General features: G+C 66.7%; 14 protein-coding genes. 10 read left to right on the forward strand and 4 right to left on the reverse strand.

Annotated elements, in window-relative coordinates; all coding sequences use genetic code 11:
• Positions 1-255 precede the first annotated feature (255 nt).
• The gene (gene putA / locus RCF13_RS10390; RefSeq protein WP_231352488.1) at positions 256-3,474 is read right to left on the reverse strand and encodes a bifunctional proline dehydrogenase/L-glutamate gamma-semialdehyde dehydrogenase PutA; all 3,219 of its coding nucleotides are present in this window, start codon (positions 3,472-3,474) and stop codon (positions 256-258) included.
• Between the two features lie 274 nt (positions 3,475-3,748).
• Between putA and RCF13_RS10395 the strand changes: the two genes are divergently transcribed.
• The 6 genes from RCF13_RS10395 to RCF13_RS10420 are packed head-to-tail and all read left to right on the forward strand — an operon-like array spanning position 3,749 to position 8,563.
• Positions 3,749-4,225 carry a DUF2244 domain-containing protein gene (locus RCF13_RS10395; RefSeq protein ID WP_021202927.1) on the forward strand — a complete coding sequence of 159 codons (477 nt, stop codon included), beginning with the start codon at positions 3,749-3,751 and terminating at the stop codon, positions 4,223-4,225.
• Positions 4,226-4,236: 11 nt separating this feature from the next.
• Complete coding sequence (gene coxB, locus RCF13_RS10400; RefSeq protein ID WP_134969262.1) at positions 4,237-5,193, forward strand: cytochrome c oxidase subunit II; 957 nt, start codon at positions 4,237-4,239, stop codon at positions 5,191-5,193.
• Positions 5,194-5,252: 59 nt separating this feature from the next.
• Complete coding sequence (gene ctaD / locus RCF13_RS10405) at positions 5,253-6,860, forward strand: cytochrome c oxidase subunit I (protein WP_004153896.1); 1,608 nt, start codon at positions 5,253-5,255, stop codon at positions 6,858-6,860.
• An 8-nt stretch (positions 6,861-6,868) separates the two neighbouring features.
• Positions 6,869-7,087: a hypothetical protein gene (locus RCF13_RS10410; RefSeq protein ID WP_134969263.1), complete on the forward strand. Its 219-nt coding sequence runs from the start codon at positions 6,869-6,871 to the stop codon at positions 7,085-7,087.
• Positions 7,084-7,674 carry a cytochrome c oxidase assembly protein gene (locus RCF13_RS10415; protein WP_061480363.1) on the forward strand — a complete coding sequence of 197 codons (591 nt, stop codon included), beginning with the start codon at positions 7,084-7,086 and terminating at the stop codon, positions 7,672-7,674. Before RCF13_RS10410 ends, RCF13_RS10415 begins: the two co-directional genes overlap by 4 nt.
• Positions 7,675-7,687: 13 nt before the next feature.
• Positions 7,688-8,563 carry a cytochrome c oxidase subunit 3 gene (locus tag RCF13_RS10420; protein WP_005407793.1) on the forward strand — a complete coding sequence of 292 codons (876 nt, stop codon included), beginning with the start codon at positions 7,688-7,690 and terminating at the stop codon, positions 8,561-8,563.
• A gap of 20 nt (positions 8,564-8,583) precedes the next feature.
• Here the strand turns inward: RCF13_RS10420 and RCF13_RS10425 are convergent, their stop codons facing one another.
• The gene (locus tag RCF13_RS10425; RefSeq protein WP_049416782.1) at positions 8,584-8,802 is read right to left on the reverse strand and encodes a twin transmembrane helix small protein; all 219 of its coding nucleotides are present in this window, start codon (positions 8,800-8,802) and stop codon (positions 8,584-8,586) included.
• Between the two features lie 57 nt (positions 8,803-8,859).
• Between RCF13_RS10425 and RCF13_RS10430 the strand changes: the two genes are divergently transcribed.
• The 4 genes from RCF13_RS10430 to cyoE are packed head-to-tail and all read left to right on the forward strand — an operon-like array spanning position 8,860 to position 12,255.
• Positions 8,860-9,597: an SURF1 family protein gene (locus tag RCF13_RS10430; protein WP_180869234.1), complete on the forward strand. Its 738-nt coding sequence runs from the start codon at positions 8,860-8,862 to the stop codon at positions 9,595-9,597.
• 13 nt (positions 9,598-9,610) lie between these two features.
• Entirely contained in the window at positions 9,611-10,183 is a 573-nt protein-coding gene (locus tag RCF13_RS10435; RefSeq protein WP_061480361.1) for a hypothetical protein, read from the forward strand.
• Positions 10,184-10,193: 10 nt separating this feature from the next.
• Positions 10,194-11,357: a COX15/CtaA family protein gene (locus RCF13_RS10440; RefSeq protein ID WP_061480360.1), complete on the forward strand. Its 1,164-nt coding sequence runs from the start codon at positions 10,194-10,196 to the stop codon at positions 11,355-11,357.
• A gap of 4 nt (positions 11,358-11,361) precedes the next feature.
• Positions 11,362-12,255, forward strand: coding sequence for a heme o synthase (gene cyoE / locus RCF13_RS10445; protein ID WP_061480359.1), 894 nt, complete (start codon positions 11,362-11,364; stop codon positions 12,253-12,255).
• A 143-nt stretch (positions 12,256-12,398) separates the two neighbouring features.
• On the opposite strand, the gene RCF13_RS10450 is transcribed toward cyoE, so the two are convergent.
• Together RCF13_RS10450 and RCF13_RS10455 are read right to left on the reverse strand one after the other, a co-directional pair.
• A complete protein-coding gene (locus tag RCF13_RS10450; RefSeq protein WP_049453414.1) occupies positions 12,399-13,370 on the reverse strand; it encodes a bile acid:sodium symporter family protein in 972 nt (323 codons plus the stop codon).
• 28 nt (positions 13,371-13,398) lie between these two features.
• A complete protein-coding gene (locus RCF13_RS10455) occupies positions 13,399-13,899 on the reverse strand; it encodes a protein tyrosine phosphatase family protein (protein WP_134968966.1) in 501 nt (166 codons plus the stop codon).
• Between the last annotated feature and the right edge of the window lie 7 nt (positions 13,900-13,906).

The following is a 13,906-nucleotide window of genomic DNA, read 5'->3' on the forward strand; positions in this document are numbered from 1 at the left end:
TCGCCCTGCCTCTGTAGCGGCGAGCCCCTGCTCGGCGGGGCCCGGCAAGCCGAGCGGGGGGGCGGCGCGCCCGGAAGCACAAAACCAGAAACCCCGCCGTCGCGGGGGGGGGGGTTTTCCGCCGCCAGGCGGCGCTCCGGCGCCCCCGGGCGCGGCTGCGCCTGCAACGCGGGGGGTGGGCGCGGCGCTACAGGAAGCAAAACACAAGAAACCCCGCATTCGCGGGGTTTCTTGTTTACCGCATCAAGCAGGCGATCAGTCGCCCAGGGTCAGCAGCGAGGCGTTGCCGCCGGCGGCGGTGGTGTTCACCGTCACCGTCTTTTCGGTGGCAAAGCGCAGCAGGTAGTGCGGGCCGCCGGCCTTCGGGCCGGTGCCGGACAGGCCCTGGCCGCCGAACGGCTGCACGCCGACCACTGCACCGATCTGGTTGCGGTTGACGTACACGTTGCCGACGTGGACGCCGTTGCTGATGCGGTCAACGGTTTCGTCGATGCGCGAATGCACGCCCAGGGTCAGGCCGTAGCCGGTGGCGTTGATCTGGTCGATCACCGCGTCGAGCTGGTCGCCCTTCCAGCGGATCACGTGCAGGACCGGACCGAACACTTCCTTCTGCAGCTGGCCCAGGTCCTTCAGCTCGTACGCGCGCGGTGCGAAGAAGGTGCCGTGGGCGGTTTCGGCGGACAGCTCGGCGGCGGCGATCAGGCGCGCTTCGCGGTCCATGCGCTCGGCGTGGTCCTGCAGGATCTTCAGCGCGTCGGCATCGATCACCGGGCCGACGTCGGTGGACAGCAGGCCCGGGTTGCCAACCTTCAGCTCCTTCATCGCGCCGGCCAGCATGGTCATCACCTTGTCGGCGATGTCGTCCTGCACGAACAGCACGCGCGCGGCCGAGCAGCGCTGGCCAGCGGAGGTGAAGGCCGAACCGATCGCGTCCTTGACCAGCTGTTCCGGAAGTGCCGAGGAGTCGGCGATGAAGGCGTTCTGGCCACCGGTCTCGGCGATCAGCACGCCGATGGCGGCGTCACGCGCGGCCATCGCACGGTTGATCGCACGGGCGGTCTCGGTGGAGCCGGTGAAGGCCACGCCGGCCACGCGCGGGTCGGCGGTCAGCGCCGCACCCACGGTGGCGCCGTCGCCCGGCAGGAACTGCACCACCTCGGCCGGCACGCCGGCATCGTGCAGCAGCTTCACCGCGTAGTAGCCGATCAGGTTGGTCTGCTCGGCCGGCTTGGCGATGACGCTGTTGCCGGCGGCCAGAGCAGCGGCGACCTGGCCCAGGAAGATCGCCAGTGGGAAGTTCCACGGGCTGATGCAGACGAACACGCCGCGGCCGTGCAGCTGCAGCTCGTTGGACTCACCGGTCGGGCTCGGCAGCTTCTCGGCGTGGCTGAACTGCTCGCGCGCCTGCTTGGCGTAGTAGCGCAGGAAATCCACGGCTTCGCGCACTTCGGCGATGCTGTCGGGCAGGCTCTTGCCGGCTTCCTTCACGCACAGCGCCATGAACTCCGGCATGCGCGCTTCCAGCTGGTCGGCGGCGTGTTCGAGGATGGCGGCGCGGCTGGCGGCCGGGGTGCGGTTCCAGGCCGGCTGTGCGGCCACGGCGTTGGCCAGGGCCTTCTGCACGGTAGCGGCATCGGCGGCCAGCCACTGGCCGACCACTTCGCGGGTGTCGGCCGGGTTGGTCACCGGCAGTGCGGCGCCGGCCGGGTTGGCACCCGGTACCAGCGGCGAGGCCTGCCACGGCTTCACGGCGGCGTTGAGCTGCTCGGCCAGGGCGCGCAGTTCGTTGTCGTTGGCGAGGTTGGCGCCCATGGAGTTCTTCCTGTCGTGGTTCTGGCTGCGCAGCAGGTCAACCGGCAGCGGGATCTTGGGATGCGGAATCGATTCGAACGAGGCGACCATCTCGACCGGATCGCGGATCAGGTCGGCGATCGGCACGCGCTCATCGGTGATGCGGTTGACGAAGCTGGAGTTGGCGCCGTTTTCCAACAGGCGGCGCACCAGGTACGGCAGCAGGTCTTCGTGCGAACCGACCGGGGCGTACACGCGGCAGGGCAGGTTCAAGCGGTCGGCCGGCACCACTTCGGCGTACAGGTCGTCGCCCATGCCGTGCAGCTTCTGGTGCTCGTACACGCCGCCGTTGGCGATGCTGCGCACGGCCGCGATGGTGTGCGCGTTGTGCGTGGCGAACATCGGGTAGATCGCATCGGCATGGGTGAACAGCCGCTTGGCGCAGGCCAGGTAGGACACGTCGGTGTTCTGCTTGCGGGTGAACACCGGGTAGCCCGGATAGCCTTCGATCTGCGCGCGCTTGATCTCGGCATCCCAGTAGGCGCCCTTGACCAGGCGCACCTGCAGGCGGCGGCCGGCGCGGCGCGCCATGTCGGCCAGGTGGTCGATCGTGTAGGGCGTGCGCTTCTGGTAGGCCTGCACGACCACGCCGAAGCCATCCCAGCCAGCCAGCGAGGCGTCGGAGAACACCTGCTCGATGATGTCCAGCGACAGTTCCAGGCGATCGGACTCTTCGGCGTCGACGGTGCAGCCGATGCCGTAGCTCTTGGCCAGCTGTGCCAGTTCCAGCACGCCCGGCACCAGGTCCTTCAGCACGCGCTCGCGCTTGGCGTGCTCGTAGCGCGGGTACAGCGCCGACAGCTTGATCGAGATGCCCGGCGCGTTGTTGACGTCGCCGTCCGGGCGGCCGCCGCGGGCCTTGTGATCACCGCCGATGGCGTGGATCGCACGACGGTAGTCTTCCAGGTAGCGCAGCGCGTCCTTCATGGTCAGCGCGCCTTCGCCCAGCATGTCGAAGGAGTAGCGGTAGTTCGCGTTGTCGCCCTTGTGCGAGCGCGACAGCGCTTCGCTGATGGTGCGGCCCATCACGAACTGGTGGCCCATGATCTTCATCGCCTGGCGTACGGCCAGGCGCACCACCGGCTCACCGACGCGGCCGACCAGGCGCTTGAATGCGCTGGGCGCATCGGCGCGCGTGGCGTCGTTCATCTGCACCAGCTTGCCGGTCAGCATCAGGCCCCAGGTGGAGGCGTTGACCAGCACCGAGTCGCTGCCACCCAAGTGCTTTTCCCAGTCGGCATCGGCCAGCTTGTCGCGGATCAGCTTGTCGGCAGTGTCCTGGTCCGGAATGCGCAGCAGGGCCTCTGCCACACACATCAGCAGCACGCCTTCTTCGCTGCCCAGGTCGTACTGGCGCATGAAGGCTTCGATCGCGCCCTGGTCCTTGGCACGCACGCGCACGCGGCCGACCAGGTCGGCGGCCAGCGCCTGCACCCTGGCCTGTTCTTCGGCGGGCAGGCGCGCCTGCGCCAGCAGCTCACGCACGTGGCTGGCCTCGTCCTTCAACCAGGCATCGGTGATGGCCTGGCGGAACGGGTTGGGGGGCGCCGGCAGTTCCGGCGACAGCAGCGCGCCCGGACGCGGGGCGTCGTGGGCGGCAGGGGAGGAGGAAGGTGCGTTCATGCCGGTCCGGCCAGTGGAAAACTTGGCGATTTTAATCATTTTTGCGGCCTTCGGAAGTGCCCTGCAGACACCTTCATGAAGGGCTGATAGCTACTAACGGTGGTGGATTCGGCGTGTTCAGCAAACCCGGCAAGATTTGTGCTGAATTCGTCATTCGTGCCGCCGACCTCATGCTGTGTTGCAGCATCGGAAAAAGTGTGAATGCACCCTTGCTACCGGCGAGAGGGCGGGGCTACCATCGAGACGTTTCCCGCGGCAGGAACGCGGTTGCGACATGATCGAGGTGCTTCCAGCTCCGGATGGGTCAGGTACGCAGCTGCGGCTGCGTCCCCCACGGGCGCTCGATGCCCGGCAGTTCGTCCTGTTGTTCACCGTGTTGTCGGGTGCGATGTGGCTGGTGTCCGCCCTCGGGTGGTGGGCCGGCAATGCATTCGCCCCCCTGTTCGCGCTGCTGTACAGCCTGGTGCTGGCAGCGGCGCTGCGTGCCTTGTGGCGCAGCGGTGAACGGCAGGAGGAGATCCGGGTAGTGCCGGCGTACGTGGAGGTCATCCCCGTACCCGGTGGATCGCCGGTGTTCCGGGCCCACCCGCACTGGGTGCGCCTGCTCACCGACGATGAGAGGGTCCGGCTGGCATCCAGCGGCCGGCAGGTGGAGGTGGGGAGTTTCCTCGCGCCGGCCGAACGCCAGACGCTCGCAGAGACACTTGAAAGCTTGCTCGCCGCCAGCGATGGCGGCAACCGACGACGCTAAGGGTCTAGGCAATGAAGCAAAGCAGCAGGTGGGGCACGAAGTGCGTGAACGCGGTCGCCGCGATGCTGGCGACCGGGGGACTGATTCCGGCGTCGGCCTGGGCCCAGGCGGCCGATCCCAAGCCGTGGCAGCTGAACATGGGCAAGGGGGTGACCCAGACCTCGCGCCTGGCCTGGGAATCGAACAACCTGTCGTTGATCATCTGCACGGTGATCGGCGTCATCGTGTTCGGGGCGATGGCCTACGCCATCTTCAAGTTCCGCAAATCCAAGGGCGCAGTCGCCGCCACCTTCAGCCACAACACCAAGGCCGAGATCATCTGGACGGTGATCCCGGTGATCATCCTGGTCGTGATGGCGTGGCCGGCCACGGCCAACCTGATCAAGATGTACGACACCCGCGATGCCGAGATGACGGTCAAGGTCACCGGCTACCAGTGGATGTGGAAGTACGAATACCTCGGCGAGAACGTCACCTTCACCAGCCGCCTGGATCGCGAGTCCGACCGCGTGCGGCAGAGTGGCATCGTGCCGACCCGCGAAAGCCATCCGCATTACCTGCTGGACGTCGACAACCGGCTGGTGTTGCCGGTCGATACCAAGGTCCGCTTCGTCATCACTTCCGATGATGTGATCCACGCCTGGTGGGTGCCGGCGCTGGGCTGGAAGCAGGACGCGATCCCCGGTTTCATCAATGAAGCCTGGACCAGCATCGAGCAGCCCGGGGTGTATCGCGGGCAATGCGCCGAGCTGTGCGGCAAGGACCACGGCTTCATGCCGATCGTGGTCGAGGCGGTGTCCAAGGAGGACTTCAAGCAGTGGCTGGCGCAGCGCAAGCCTGCACCGCCGGCCGAGCCCGCCCCCCCTGCGGCACCTGCAGAACCGGCTGCCCCTGCGGGCGAAGCACCGGCGGCACCTGCTGCTGCCGAAGCCGGCAACGCACCTGCGGTTGCGGCCAGCGGCGCGTGATGTAAAGCCCGCGGCCGCTCGCGGCCGTGGTGACAACCGATTCTGAGAGGTGTTTTGCAATGGCGCACTCGGCAGTTGGGCACGACGATCACCATCACCAGCAGAGTTTCTTCGAGCGTTGGTTCTTCTCGACCAACCACAAGGACATCGGCACGCTGTACCTGGGTTTCAGCTTCATCATGTTCATCATCGGTGCGGCGATGAGCGTGGTGATCCGCGCCGAGCTGGCGCAGCCGGGCCTGCAGTTCGTCAAGCCCGAGTTCTTCAACCAGATGACGACCGTGCATGCGCTGGTGATGATCTTCGGCGGCGTGATGCCGGCGTTCGTCGGCCTTGCCAACTGGATGATCCCGCTGCAGATCGGTGCGCCGGACATGGCGCTGCCGCGCATGAACAACTGGTCGTTCTGGTTGCTGCCGGTGGCTTTCAGCCTGCTGCTGCTGACGCTGTTCCTGCCCGGTGGTGCACCGGCCGGTGGCTGGACGCTGTATCCGCCGCTGTCGCTGCAGGGCGGCTACAACGTGGCCTTCAGCGTGTTCGCCATTCACGTGGCCGGCATCAGCTCGATCATGGGTGCGATCAACATCATCGCCACCGTGCTGAACATGCGCGCGCCGGGCATCGACCTGCTGAAGATGCCGATCTTCTGCTGGGCCTGGCTGATCACCGCCTTCCTGCTGATCGCGGTGATGCCGGTGCTGGCCGGTGCGGTGACCATGCTGCTGACCGACAAGTTCTTCGGCACCAGTTTCTTCAACGCCGCCGGTGGCGGTGACCCGGTGATGTACCAGCACATCTTCTGGTTCTTCGGCCATCCCGAGGTCTACATCATGATCCTGCCCGCCTTCGGCGTGGTCAGCGAGATCATCCCGACCTTCAGCCGCAAGCCGCTGTTCGGCTACCAGGCGATGGTGTACGCCACCGCCGCGATCGCGTTCCTGTCGTTCATTGTCTGGGCCCACCACATGTTCACCGTGGGCATGCCGCTGGGCGGCGAGATCTACTTCATGTTCGCCACCATGCTGATCTCGATCCCGACCGGGGTGAAGGTGTTCAACTGGGTCAGCACCATGTGGCGGGGGTCGCTGACGTTCGAGGCGCCGATGCTGTGGTCGGTGGCCTTCGTCATCCTGTTCACCATCGGTGGCTTCTCCGGTCTGATGCTGGCCATCGTGGCGGCCGACTTCCAGTACCACGACACCTACTTCGTGGTTGCGCATTTCCACTACGTGCTGGTGACCGGCGCGGTGTTCGCGCTGATCGCGGCGGTGTATTACTGGTGGCCGAAGTGGACCGGGCGCATGTACAGCGAGAAGTGGGCCAAGGTGCACTTCTGGTGGTCAATCGTGTTCGTCAACCTGCTGTTCTTCCCGCAGCATTTCCTCGGCCTGGCCGGCATGCCGCGCCGCATTCCCGATTACAGCGTGGCCTTCGCCGACTGGAACCTGATCAGCTCGATCGGTGCGTTCGGCATGTTCGTCACGCCGTTCATGATGGCCGCGATCCTGCTGTCCTCGCTGCGCAACGGCGAGAAGGCCGAAGCACGCAGCTGGGAAGGTGCACGCGGGCTGGAGTGGACGCTGCCATCGCCGGCACCGGCGCACACCTTCACCACGCCGCCGACCATCCGTCCGGGGGATCTGGCGCATGACGACATCACGCATTGAGGTGGGGCATGCATAACGAGAGCCCACTGCAGACCTGTAGAGCCGAGCCATGCTCGGCTGACGAAAAGCAGCCGAGCATGGCTCGGCTCTACAACAGCCCGGGCGACGCCCCGGAAAACGGCATCGAACAGCAGCGCCAGCGTGCCCGGCGGACGGCGATGTGGGTCGGCGCCATCGCGGTGCTGGTCTACGTCGGCTTCATCCTCAGCGGGGTGATCGGCCGATGAGCGAGGCTCCGGCCAGCACGCGGTCACCCAGTGCCGGGCTGCCGCGCCTGATCGGCGTGGCAGTGGCGGTGTTCCTGCTGACCTTCTCGCTGGTGCCGCTGTACCGCATTGCCTGCGAAAAGGTATTCGGCGTGCGCCTGGAGCGCGGCCCGGGTGGTGAAGCCAGTACGGGTGCTGCAGCTGGCAAGCGCACCGTGCGGGTGGAGTTCGATGGCGGCGTCAATTCGCGCCTGCCGTGGTCGTTCCATCCTGAGCAGCTGACCATGGATGTTGTGCCCGGCGAACTCAACGAGGCGCTGTACTTCGCACGCAACGACAGCCAGCAGGCAGTCGTTGGCAGCGCGGTGCCTTCGGTGGCGCCGGCACGCGCGTCGGGCTTCTTCAGCAAGACCGAGTGCTTCTGTTTCACCGCGCAGACGCTGCAGGCCGGCGAGAAGCGCGACATGCCGGTGCGCTTCATCGTCGATCCGGACCTGCCGCCGGAAATCAAGACGATCACCTTGTCCTACACCTTCTACCGCAACGACGCGTTGTCCGATCGGCTGCTCCCGGCCGCCACCTCGGACGGCGCGCACGCCGCACCCTGACCCGGATACCGACATGGCCCAGACACCGACCGACGCCAACGTGTACTTCGTCCCGGCCCAGAGCAAATGGCCGTTCGTGGGCTCCATCGCGATGATGGTGACCATGGTGGGTGTGGCCAGCTGGCTCAACGACGCCAGCTGGGGGCGCTGGACGTTCTATATCGGCATCGCGATGCTGGTGCTGACCCTGTTCTGGTGGTTCAGCGACGTGGTGCGTGAATCGCAGGCCGGCAACTACAACCACCAGGTCGATGGCTCGTTCCGGATGGGGATGATCTGGTTCATCTTCTCCGAGGTGATGTTCTTCGGTGCCTTCTTCGGCGCGCTGTTCTACACCCGCAACCTGGGCCTGTCGTGGCTGAGCGGCGAAGGCCGCGGGGTGATGACCAACGAGCTGCTCTGGCAGGGCTACTCCGCCGGATGGCCGACCAATGGCCCGGCGGCGATCGGTGGTGCCTTCCAGACCATCCCGGCCTGGGGCCTGCCGCTGATCAATACGCTGATCCTGCTCACCTCCGGCGTGACCCTGACCATCGCCCATCACGCACTGAAGGCCGGCAACCGCCGCCAGCTGCTGATCTGGCTGGGCCTGACCGTGGTGCTCGGCCTCGGTTTCCTGACCCTGCAGGCGGAAGAGTACATCCACGCCTACAAGGAGCTGAACCTGACGCTCGGTTCGGGTATCTACGGTTCGACATTCTTCATGCTGACCGGCTTCCACGGTGCGCACGTGCTGCTGGGCACGATCATGCTGATCGTGATGTGGCTGCGTTCGGCCAAAGGACACTTCACCCGCGACAACCATTTCGGTTTCGAAGCGGCCGCGTGGTACTGGCACTTCGTCGACGTGGTGTGGCTGATGCTGTTCCTGTTCGTCTACGTGCTTTGACCACGCACGCATCGGTGGCCTCAGCCGCCGACGCCGTGCGGCTTGATCCAGCCCATGTAGATGCTCACGATCACCAGTACGATCAACGCCACCGACACCGCGATGCGACGTGTCAGTGCGTTGACCGTGCGCTTGGTCTGGCCGCGGTCGACCAGCAGGTAATACAGGCCGGCGCCCAGGTTCCAGACGATGACGATCAGAAACGCGATTACCAGCAGGGTCTTCAGCGAATCACTCATGCGCGGCTCGAGGGCAGGGTGGGTGCGCCTATCTGACCGCGTTTGCGCGGACTTGTCATGATGCGCCAGCACACACGCGTGATCGGATGGTTGCTGGCCGTGCTGGCGATGGCCGGTTTCACTGCATTGGGGCTGTGGCAGCTGCAGCGCATGCATGCCAAACAGTCAATGTTGGATGCGCAGGGGCCAGCGGTGGCACAGGCGCTGCCGCTGGCGCAGGCCCTGGCAGCCCCCGGCGCGTTGCACGGTGTGGCCGATCACGGTCGCTTCCTGCCTGGCGTGGTGCTGCTGGACAACCAGACCCGGCATGGCCGTGCCGGCGTAAAGATCTATCGCCCGTTCCGCAGTGACGAAGGCAGCGTGCTGCTGGTCGATCTTGGCTGGCGCGCGCTGCCGCCGGATCGCACGCTGCCGGACATACCGGCGCCGCCTTCGCCGGTGGTGGTGCGCGGGTTGCTGGCGCCACCGCCTTCGGCGGGGCTGGTACTGGGCCCGGCGTTCTCCGCCACCGGTGAGGCCGGGCGCTGGCTGGCCAGCCGCTTGCCGGCCGAGGGCCTGGCCCGGGCGCTGGGGGTGCAGTCACTTCCCGATCGTGTACTGCGCCTGGACCCGGCGCTGCCCTTCGGCGACGAACGTGATCTGGACCTGTTGCCGAACACGCTGCCACCGCAGCGTCACCTGGGCTACGCCGTGCAGTGGTTCGGCCTGGCCCTGACCGTGCTCGTCGTTGCGCTGGTGTTGGAGTGGCGCAGGAGGCGCGCCGTGGCACGACCGGCATCCCGTACCCAACCATGAGAAAATGCCCCGCATGAACACTGCTACGTCCCCGCAGGCGCGCGGCTCCGGCCGCCGGACCCTGGTGCTGCTGTTTGCCGTGTTCTTCGGGGCGATGGCGCTGGCCGCGGTATTGCGCTTCTCCGGCTGGCAGCCCACCGGGCACCGCAATGCGGGACAGCTGCTGAAGCCGCCGGTCGATCTGCGCCAGCAGGCGCCGACCCTGGCCAGTGGCCAGCCCTATCCTTGGAACCCCGAGGCCCGCACCTGGCGCCTGCTGGTGGCACCACCGGCCGGTGCCTGCGACGCGCAGTGCGTCACTTTGTCGCAGGGGCTGGGCAAGGTGTGGCAGCTGTTCGGCCATAACGCCGATAATGTCGAGATCCTGTGGCTGGGTACGCCACCGGCGTCGATCGCCTCGCTGCCCGCGCTGCGGCCGCTGGCTCCGTCGCCAGCCCTGCGCGCGGCGTTGCCGGGCGTCGATGATCCGGCGGGACTGCCGGTCTACGTGATCGATCCGAACGGCTTCGTGATCATGCGCCATGCCCCGGGTTCCGACCTCGGTGGCCTGCGCAAGGACATGGCCACGTTGCTGAAACTGAAGTGAGTCCCGTTTGATGAGCCTTTCCGCGCGTCCGGCGCTGCACCGCAATTTCCACCGCCTGGCGTGGTTCGCCATGATCATGACCGCGAGCACGATCATGTTCGGCGCGTTCGTACGCCTGTCCGATGCCGGCCTGAGCTGCCCGGACTGGCCGACCTGCTATGGCCAGGCCACCTGGCCGCAGCACGTGGAAGAGACCATCGGCCACCCGGCGGCGGAGATCCGCCCGCTGGAGACCCACAAGGCCTGGCGTGAGCAGGTGCACCGCTTCCTGGCCGGCGCGCTGGGCATCGAGATCCTGACCCTGGCCCTGCTGGCCACGCGCAAGCGCCGCTTTGGAACCACGGCAGTGGTGACCGCCTGCGTGCTGGTGGCCGCTGGCATACCGCTGTACATGATGGGCTGGCATGGCACCGCCAGTGCATTGGCTCTGATCGGCGAGGCGATCCTGCTGATCGCCGCGCTGCGCTGGAGCAACATCGATCTGGCACGCGCTGCACTGCTGACCCTGGCGGTGGTGATCTTCCAGGCCCTGCTGGGCATGTGGACGGTGACCCTGCTGCTCAAGCCCATCGTGGTGATGGGCCACCTGCTGGGCGGCATGCTGATGTTCGCGCTGCTGGCCTGGATGGCCTGGCGTGCGACGCACATGCCGATCACCCTGGCCGAGGCACCGAAGCTGAAGTGGCTGCTGCGCATCGGCCTGGCGGTGCTGGTCACCCAGATCGCACTCGGCGGCTGGGTCAGTGCCAACTACGCGGCGCTGGCCTGCGGCGGCGGCAGTGCATCGCTGGACAACTTCCCGCGCTGTGCCAACCAGTGGTGGCCGCAGCACAACTTCGTCGAAGGCTTCACCCTGTGGCGTGGCATCGGCGTGGACTACGAAGGTGGCGTGCTGGATGGTGCTTCCCGTATCGCCATCCAGATGGCGCACCGCCTGTTCGCGGTGGTGGTGGCCATCTACCTGCTGTGGCTGGGCGTGCGCCTGTTCCGGTTGCCGAGCATGCGCGGCTGGGCCAGCGCGCTGATCGCGCTGCTGGTGCTGCAGGTCACCCTCGGCATCCTCAATGTGAAGCTGGCGCTGCCACTGGAAGTGGCCGTGGCCCACAACGGCGTGGCCGTTGCCCTGTTGTTCGTGCTGGTCAGCCTGCTGGCCCGCCTGCGCGCCCCGGACTGATTCCATGTTTTCCAACTACCGCCAGTACTGGGACCTGACCAAGCCCAAGGTCGTCGCCCTCATTGTCTTCACTGCCCTGGTCGGCATGGTCCTGGCTATTCCGGGCGTGCCCAGCTGGGAGCAGGTGCGCGCCGGCCTGCTCGGCTTCCTCGGCATCTGGCTGGCCGCTTCGGCGGCCGCCGCGATCAACCAGTTGCTGGATGCGCACATCGATGCGCAGATGGCACGCACGTCGTGGCGCCCGCTGGTGGTCGGCAAGGTCAAGCCATGGCAGGTGCTGGTGTTCGCCGGCGTGCTGATCGTGCTGTCGATGACCATCCTGGTGCTGTGGGTGAACCTGATCACTGCGGTGCTGACCTTCGCCTCGCTGATCGGCTACGCGGTGATCTACACCGTGTACCTCAAGCGCGCGACCTCGCAGAACATCGTCATCGGTGGCCTGGCCGGCGCGATGCCGCCGATGCTGGGCTGGGCTGCGGTCACCGGCATGCAGGGCTCGTCGGACTGGGCGTACTCGTCGCTGCTGGTGCTGATCATCTTCATCTGGACGCCGCCGCACTTCTGGGCGCTGGCGATCTTCCGCCGCGAAGACTATGCCAAGGCCGAGATCCCGATGCTGCCAGTGACCCACGGCGTGGTGCACACCCGCAAGCAGATCATGGTGTATTCGGTGGTGCTGGCGCTGGTCTGCCTGCTGCCGTACCTGGTGGGCATGAGTGGTGCGTTCTACCTGGGCGGCGCGATCGTGCTCAACGCCGTGTTCCTCTGGTATGCCTGGCGCATGCTGAACCCGCCGGACGAGCTGTTCTCGATGAAGATGTTCTACTACTCCATCGTCTACCTGATGGCGCTGTTCGCCTTCCTGCTGGTCGACCACTGGATCCTGCCCTGGTTGTGAAGCGCCACCTGTAGAGCCGAGCCCATGCTCGGCTGAGGGGGATGGAAGAGCAGCCGAGCGTGGGCTCGGCTCTACAACAGATCCACGCCATGCGTGGAGTGTTCAAGTAGATCCACGCCATGCGTGGATGTCTCCCGGTCGGGTCAGGGCTTGCGCCGCGCATACCGCTGCGCGATCACGCCGCAGACGATCAGCTGGATCTGGTGGTAGATCATCACCGGCAGCACGATGGCGCCGAGGCTGCCGCCGGCGAACAGCACCTTGGCGATCGGCACGCCCGTGGCCAGGCTCTTCTTCGAGCCGCAGAACACGATGGCGATCTCGTCCTCGCGGTTGAAGCGCAGGCGGCGGGCGATGAAGGTGATCAGCGGCATCGCGATGCCGAGCAGCACGGCGGCCACGACCGCCACGGCCAGCAGCGAGAGCAGCGGCGTCTTGCTCCACAGGCCTTCAGTCACCGCTTCACCGAACGCCGAATACACCACCAGCAGGATCGTGCCCTGGTCGGTGTAACGCAGCAGCGCGCGCTGCTTTTCCACCCAACCGGCAATCCAAGGCCGCAGCAGGTGGCCGGCCACGAACGGCACCAGCAGCTGCAGCATGATGCCGCCGATCGCATGCAGCGGGTCGTGCACGCCACCGGAGGTGCCCGCCAGCGCGGTCAGCAGCAGTGGAGTCAGGAATACGCCGAGGATGCTCGACAACGAAGCACTGCACACCGCTGCGGGCACGTTGCCATGCGCCATCGAGGTGAACGCGATGGACGACTGCACGGTGGAGGGCAGGGTGCACAGGAACAGCACGCCCAGGTACAGCTCCGGGGTCAGCAGCCAGCCCGATAGCGGCTTGAACATCAGCCCCAGCAGCGGGAACAGGAGGAAGGTGCAGGCGAGGATGGTCAGGTGCAGCCGCCAGTGCAGCATGCCGCCAATGATCGACTCGCGCGGCAGGCGCGCGCCGTGGAGGAAGAACAGCGCGGCGATGGCGACGGTGGTGACGTCATCAAGGACGATGGCGGCGGCGCCCTTCATTGGCAGCAGCGAGGCCAGGCCAACCGTGCACAGCAGGGCGAGGGTGAAGTTGTCCGGTCGCAGGCGCGACCACCAGCGGGTCATGGTGGGCAGAGTCCTTGGTGCGGAGAGTTCAGGGCGAGATGACCGGCGTGGCCAGGCGTTGGCGGGTGGCGGCTTCCAGCGAGGTCAGGCCAGCACGCTGGCCCAGCTGAAGGGCCTGTTCGGGGCTGGCATGTTCGTAGCGTGCGTTGACCAGGCCGAGCACGGCGCCAGCGCGGTTGCCGGACGCACAGTGCAGCAGCACCGGCCCCTGGCTCTGCCGCAGGGCCTGGTGCACGGCGTGCACGTTGGCGGCATCGAGCCCCTCGGCACCGGCCACCGGAATGCGCACGTAGCGCAGGCCCAATGATTCGGCAACGCGCGTTTCGTCGAAACCCCGGTCCTCGCCGGGCTGGCGCAGGTCGATCACGGTGCGCACGCCCTGCGCGGCAAGTTCGCGCAGTTGTGCGGCGGAGGGCTGGCCGCCGGCATACAGGCCCGGGCGGACTTCATTGAGCGGGCCATCTGCGGCCAGGGCCGCCAGTGGCAGGCAGAGCGACAACAACAGCAGGCAGGGCAGGCGCAGCAGCATGGTCTTC

This window comes from Stenotrophomonas maltophilia group sp. RNC7, assembly GCF_030910085.1.
Classification (GTDB): Bacteria; Pseudomonadota; Gammaproteobacteria; order Xanthomonadales; family Xanthomonadaceae; genus Stenotrophomonas; species Stenotrophomonas sepilia.

Bases quoted from the DNA above. Each gene is read 5' to 3' on its own strand.
- putA (WP_231352488.1), bottom strand. From the start codon at position 3,474: ATGAACGCACCTTCCTCCTCCCCTGCCGCCCACGACGCCCCGCGTCCG.
- RCF13_RS10395 (WP_021202927.1), top strand. From the start codon at position 3,749: ATGATCGAGGTGCTTCCAGCTCCGGATGGGTCAGGTACGCAGCTGCGG.
- coxB (WP_134969262.1), top strand. From the start codon at position 4,237: ATGAAGCAAAGCAGCAGGTGGGGCACGAAGTGCGTGAACGCGGTCGCC.
- ctaD (WP_004153896.1), top strand. From the start codon at position 5,253: ATGGCGCACTCGGCAGTTGGGCACGACGATCACCATCACCAGCAGAGT.
- RCF13_RS10410 (WP_134969263.1), top strand. From the start codon at position 6,869: ATGCATAACGAGAGCCCACTGCAGACCTGTAGAGCCGAGCCATGCTCG.
- RCF13_RS10415 (WP_061480363.1), top strand. From the start codon at position 7,084: ATGAGCGAGGCTCCGGCCAGCACGCGGTCACCCAGTGCCGGGCTGCCG.
- RCF13_RS10420 (WP_005407793.1), top strand. From the start codon at position 7,688: ATGGCCCAGACACCGACCGACGCCAACGTGTACTTCGTCCCGGCCCAG.
- RCF13_RS10425 (WP_049416782.1), bottom strand. From the start codon at position 8,802: ATGAGTGATTCGCTGAAGACCCTGCTGGTAATCGCGTTTCTGATCGTC.
- RCF13_RS10430 (WP_180869234.1), top strand. From the start codon at position 8,860: ATGATGCGCCAGCACACACGCGTGATCGGATGGTTGCTGGCCGTGCTG.
- RCF13_RS10435 (WP_061480361.1), top strand. From the start codon at position 9,611: ATGAACACTGCTACGTCCCCGCAGGCGCGCGGCTCCGGCCGCCGGACC.
- RCF13_RS10440 (WP_061480360.1), top strand. From the start codon at position 10,194: ATGAGCCTTTCCGCGCGTCCGGCGCTGCACCGCAATTTCCACCGCCTG.
- cyoE (WP_061480359.1), top strand. From the start codon at position 11,362: ATGTTTTCCAACTACCGCCAGTACTGGGACCTGACCAAGCCCAAGGTC.
- RCF13_RS10450 (WP_049453414.1), bottom strand. From the start codon at position 13,370: ATGACCCGCTGGTGGTCGCGCCTGCGACCGGACAACTTCACCCTCGCC.
- RCF13_RS10455 (WP_134968966.1), bottom strand. From the start codon at position 13,899: ATGCTGCTGCGCCTGCCCTGCCTGCTGTTGTTGTCGCTCTGCCTGCCA.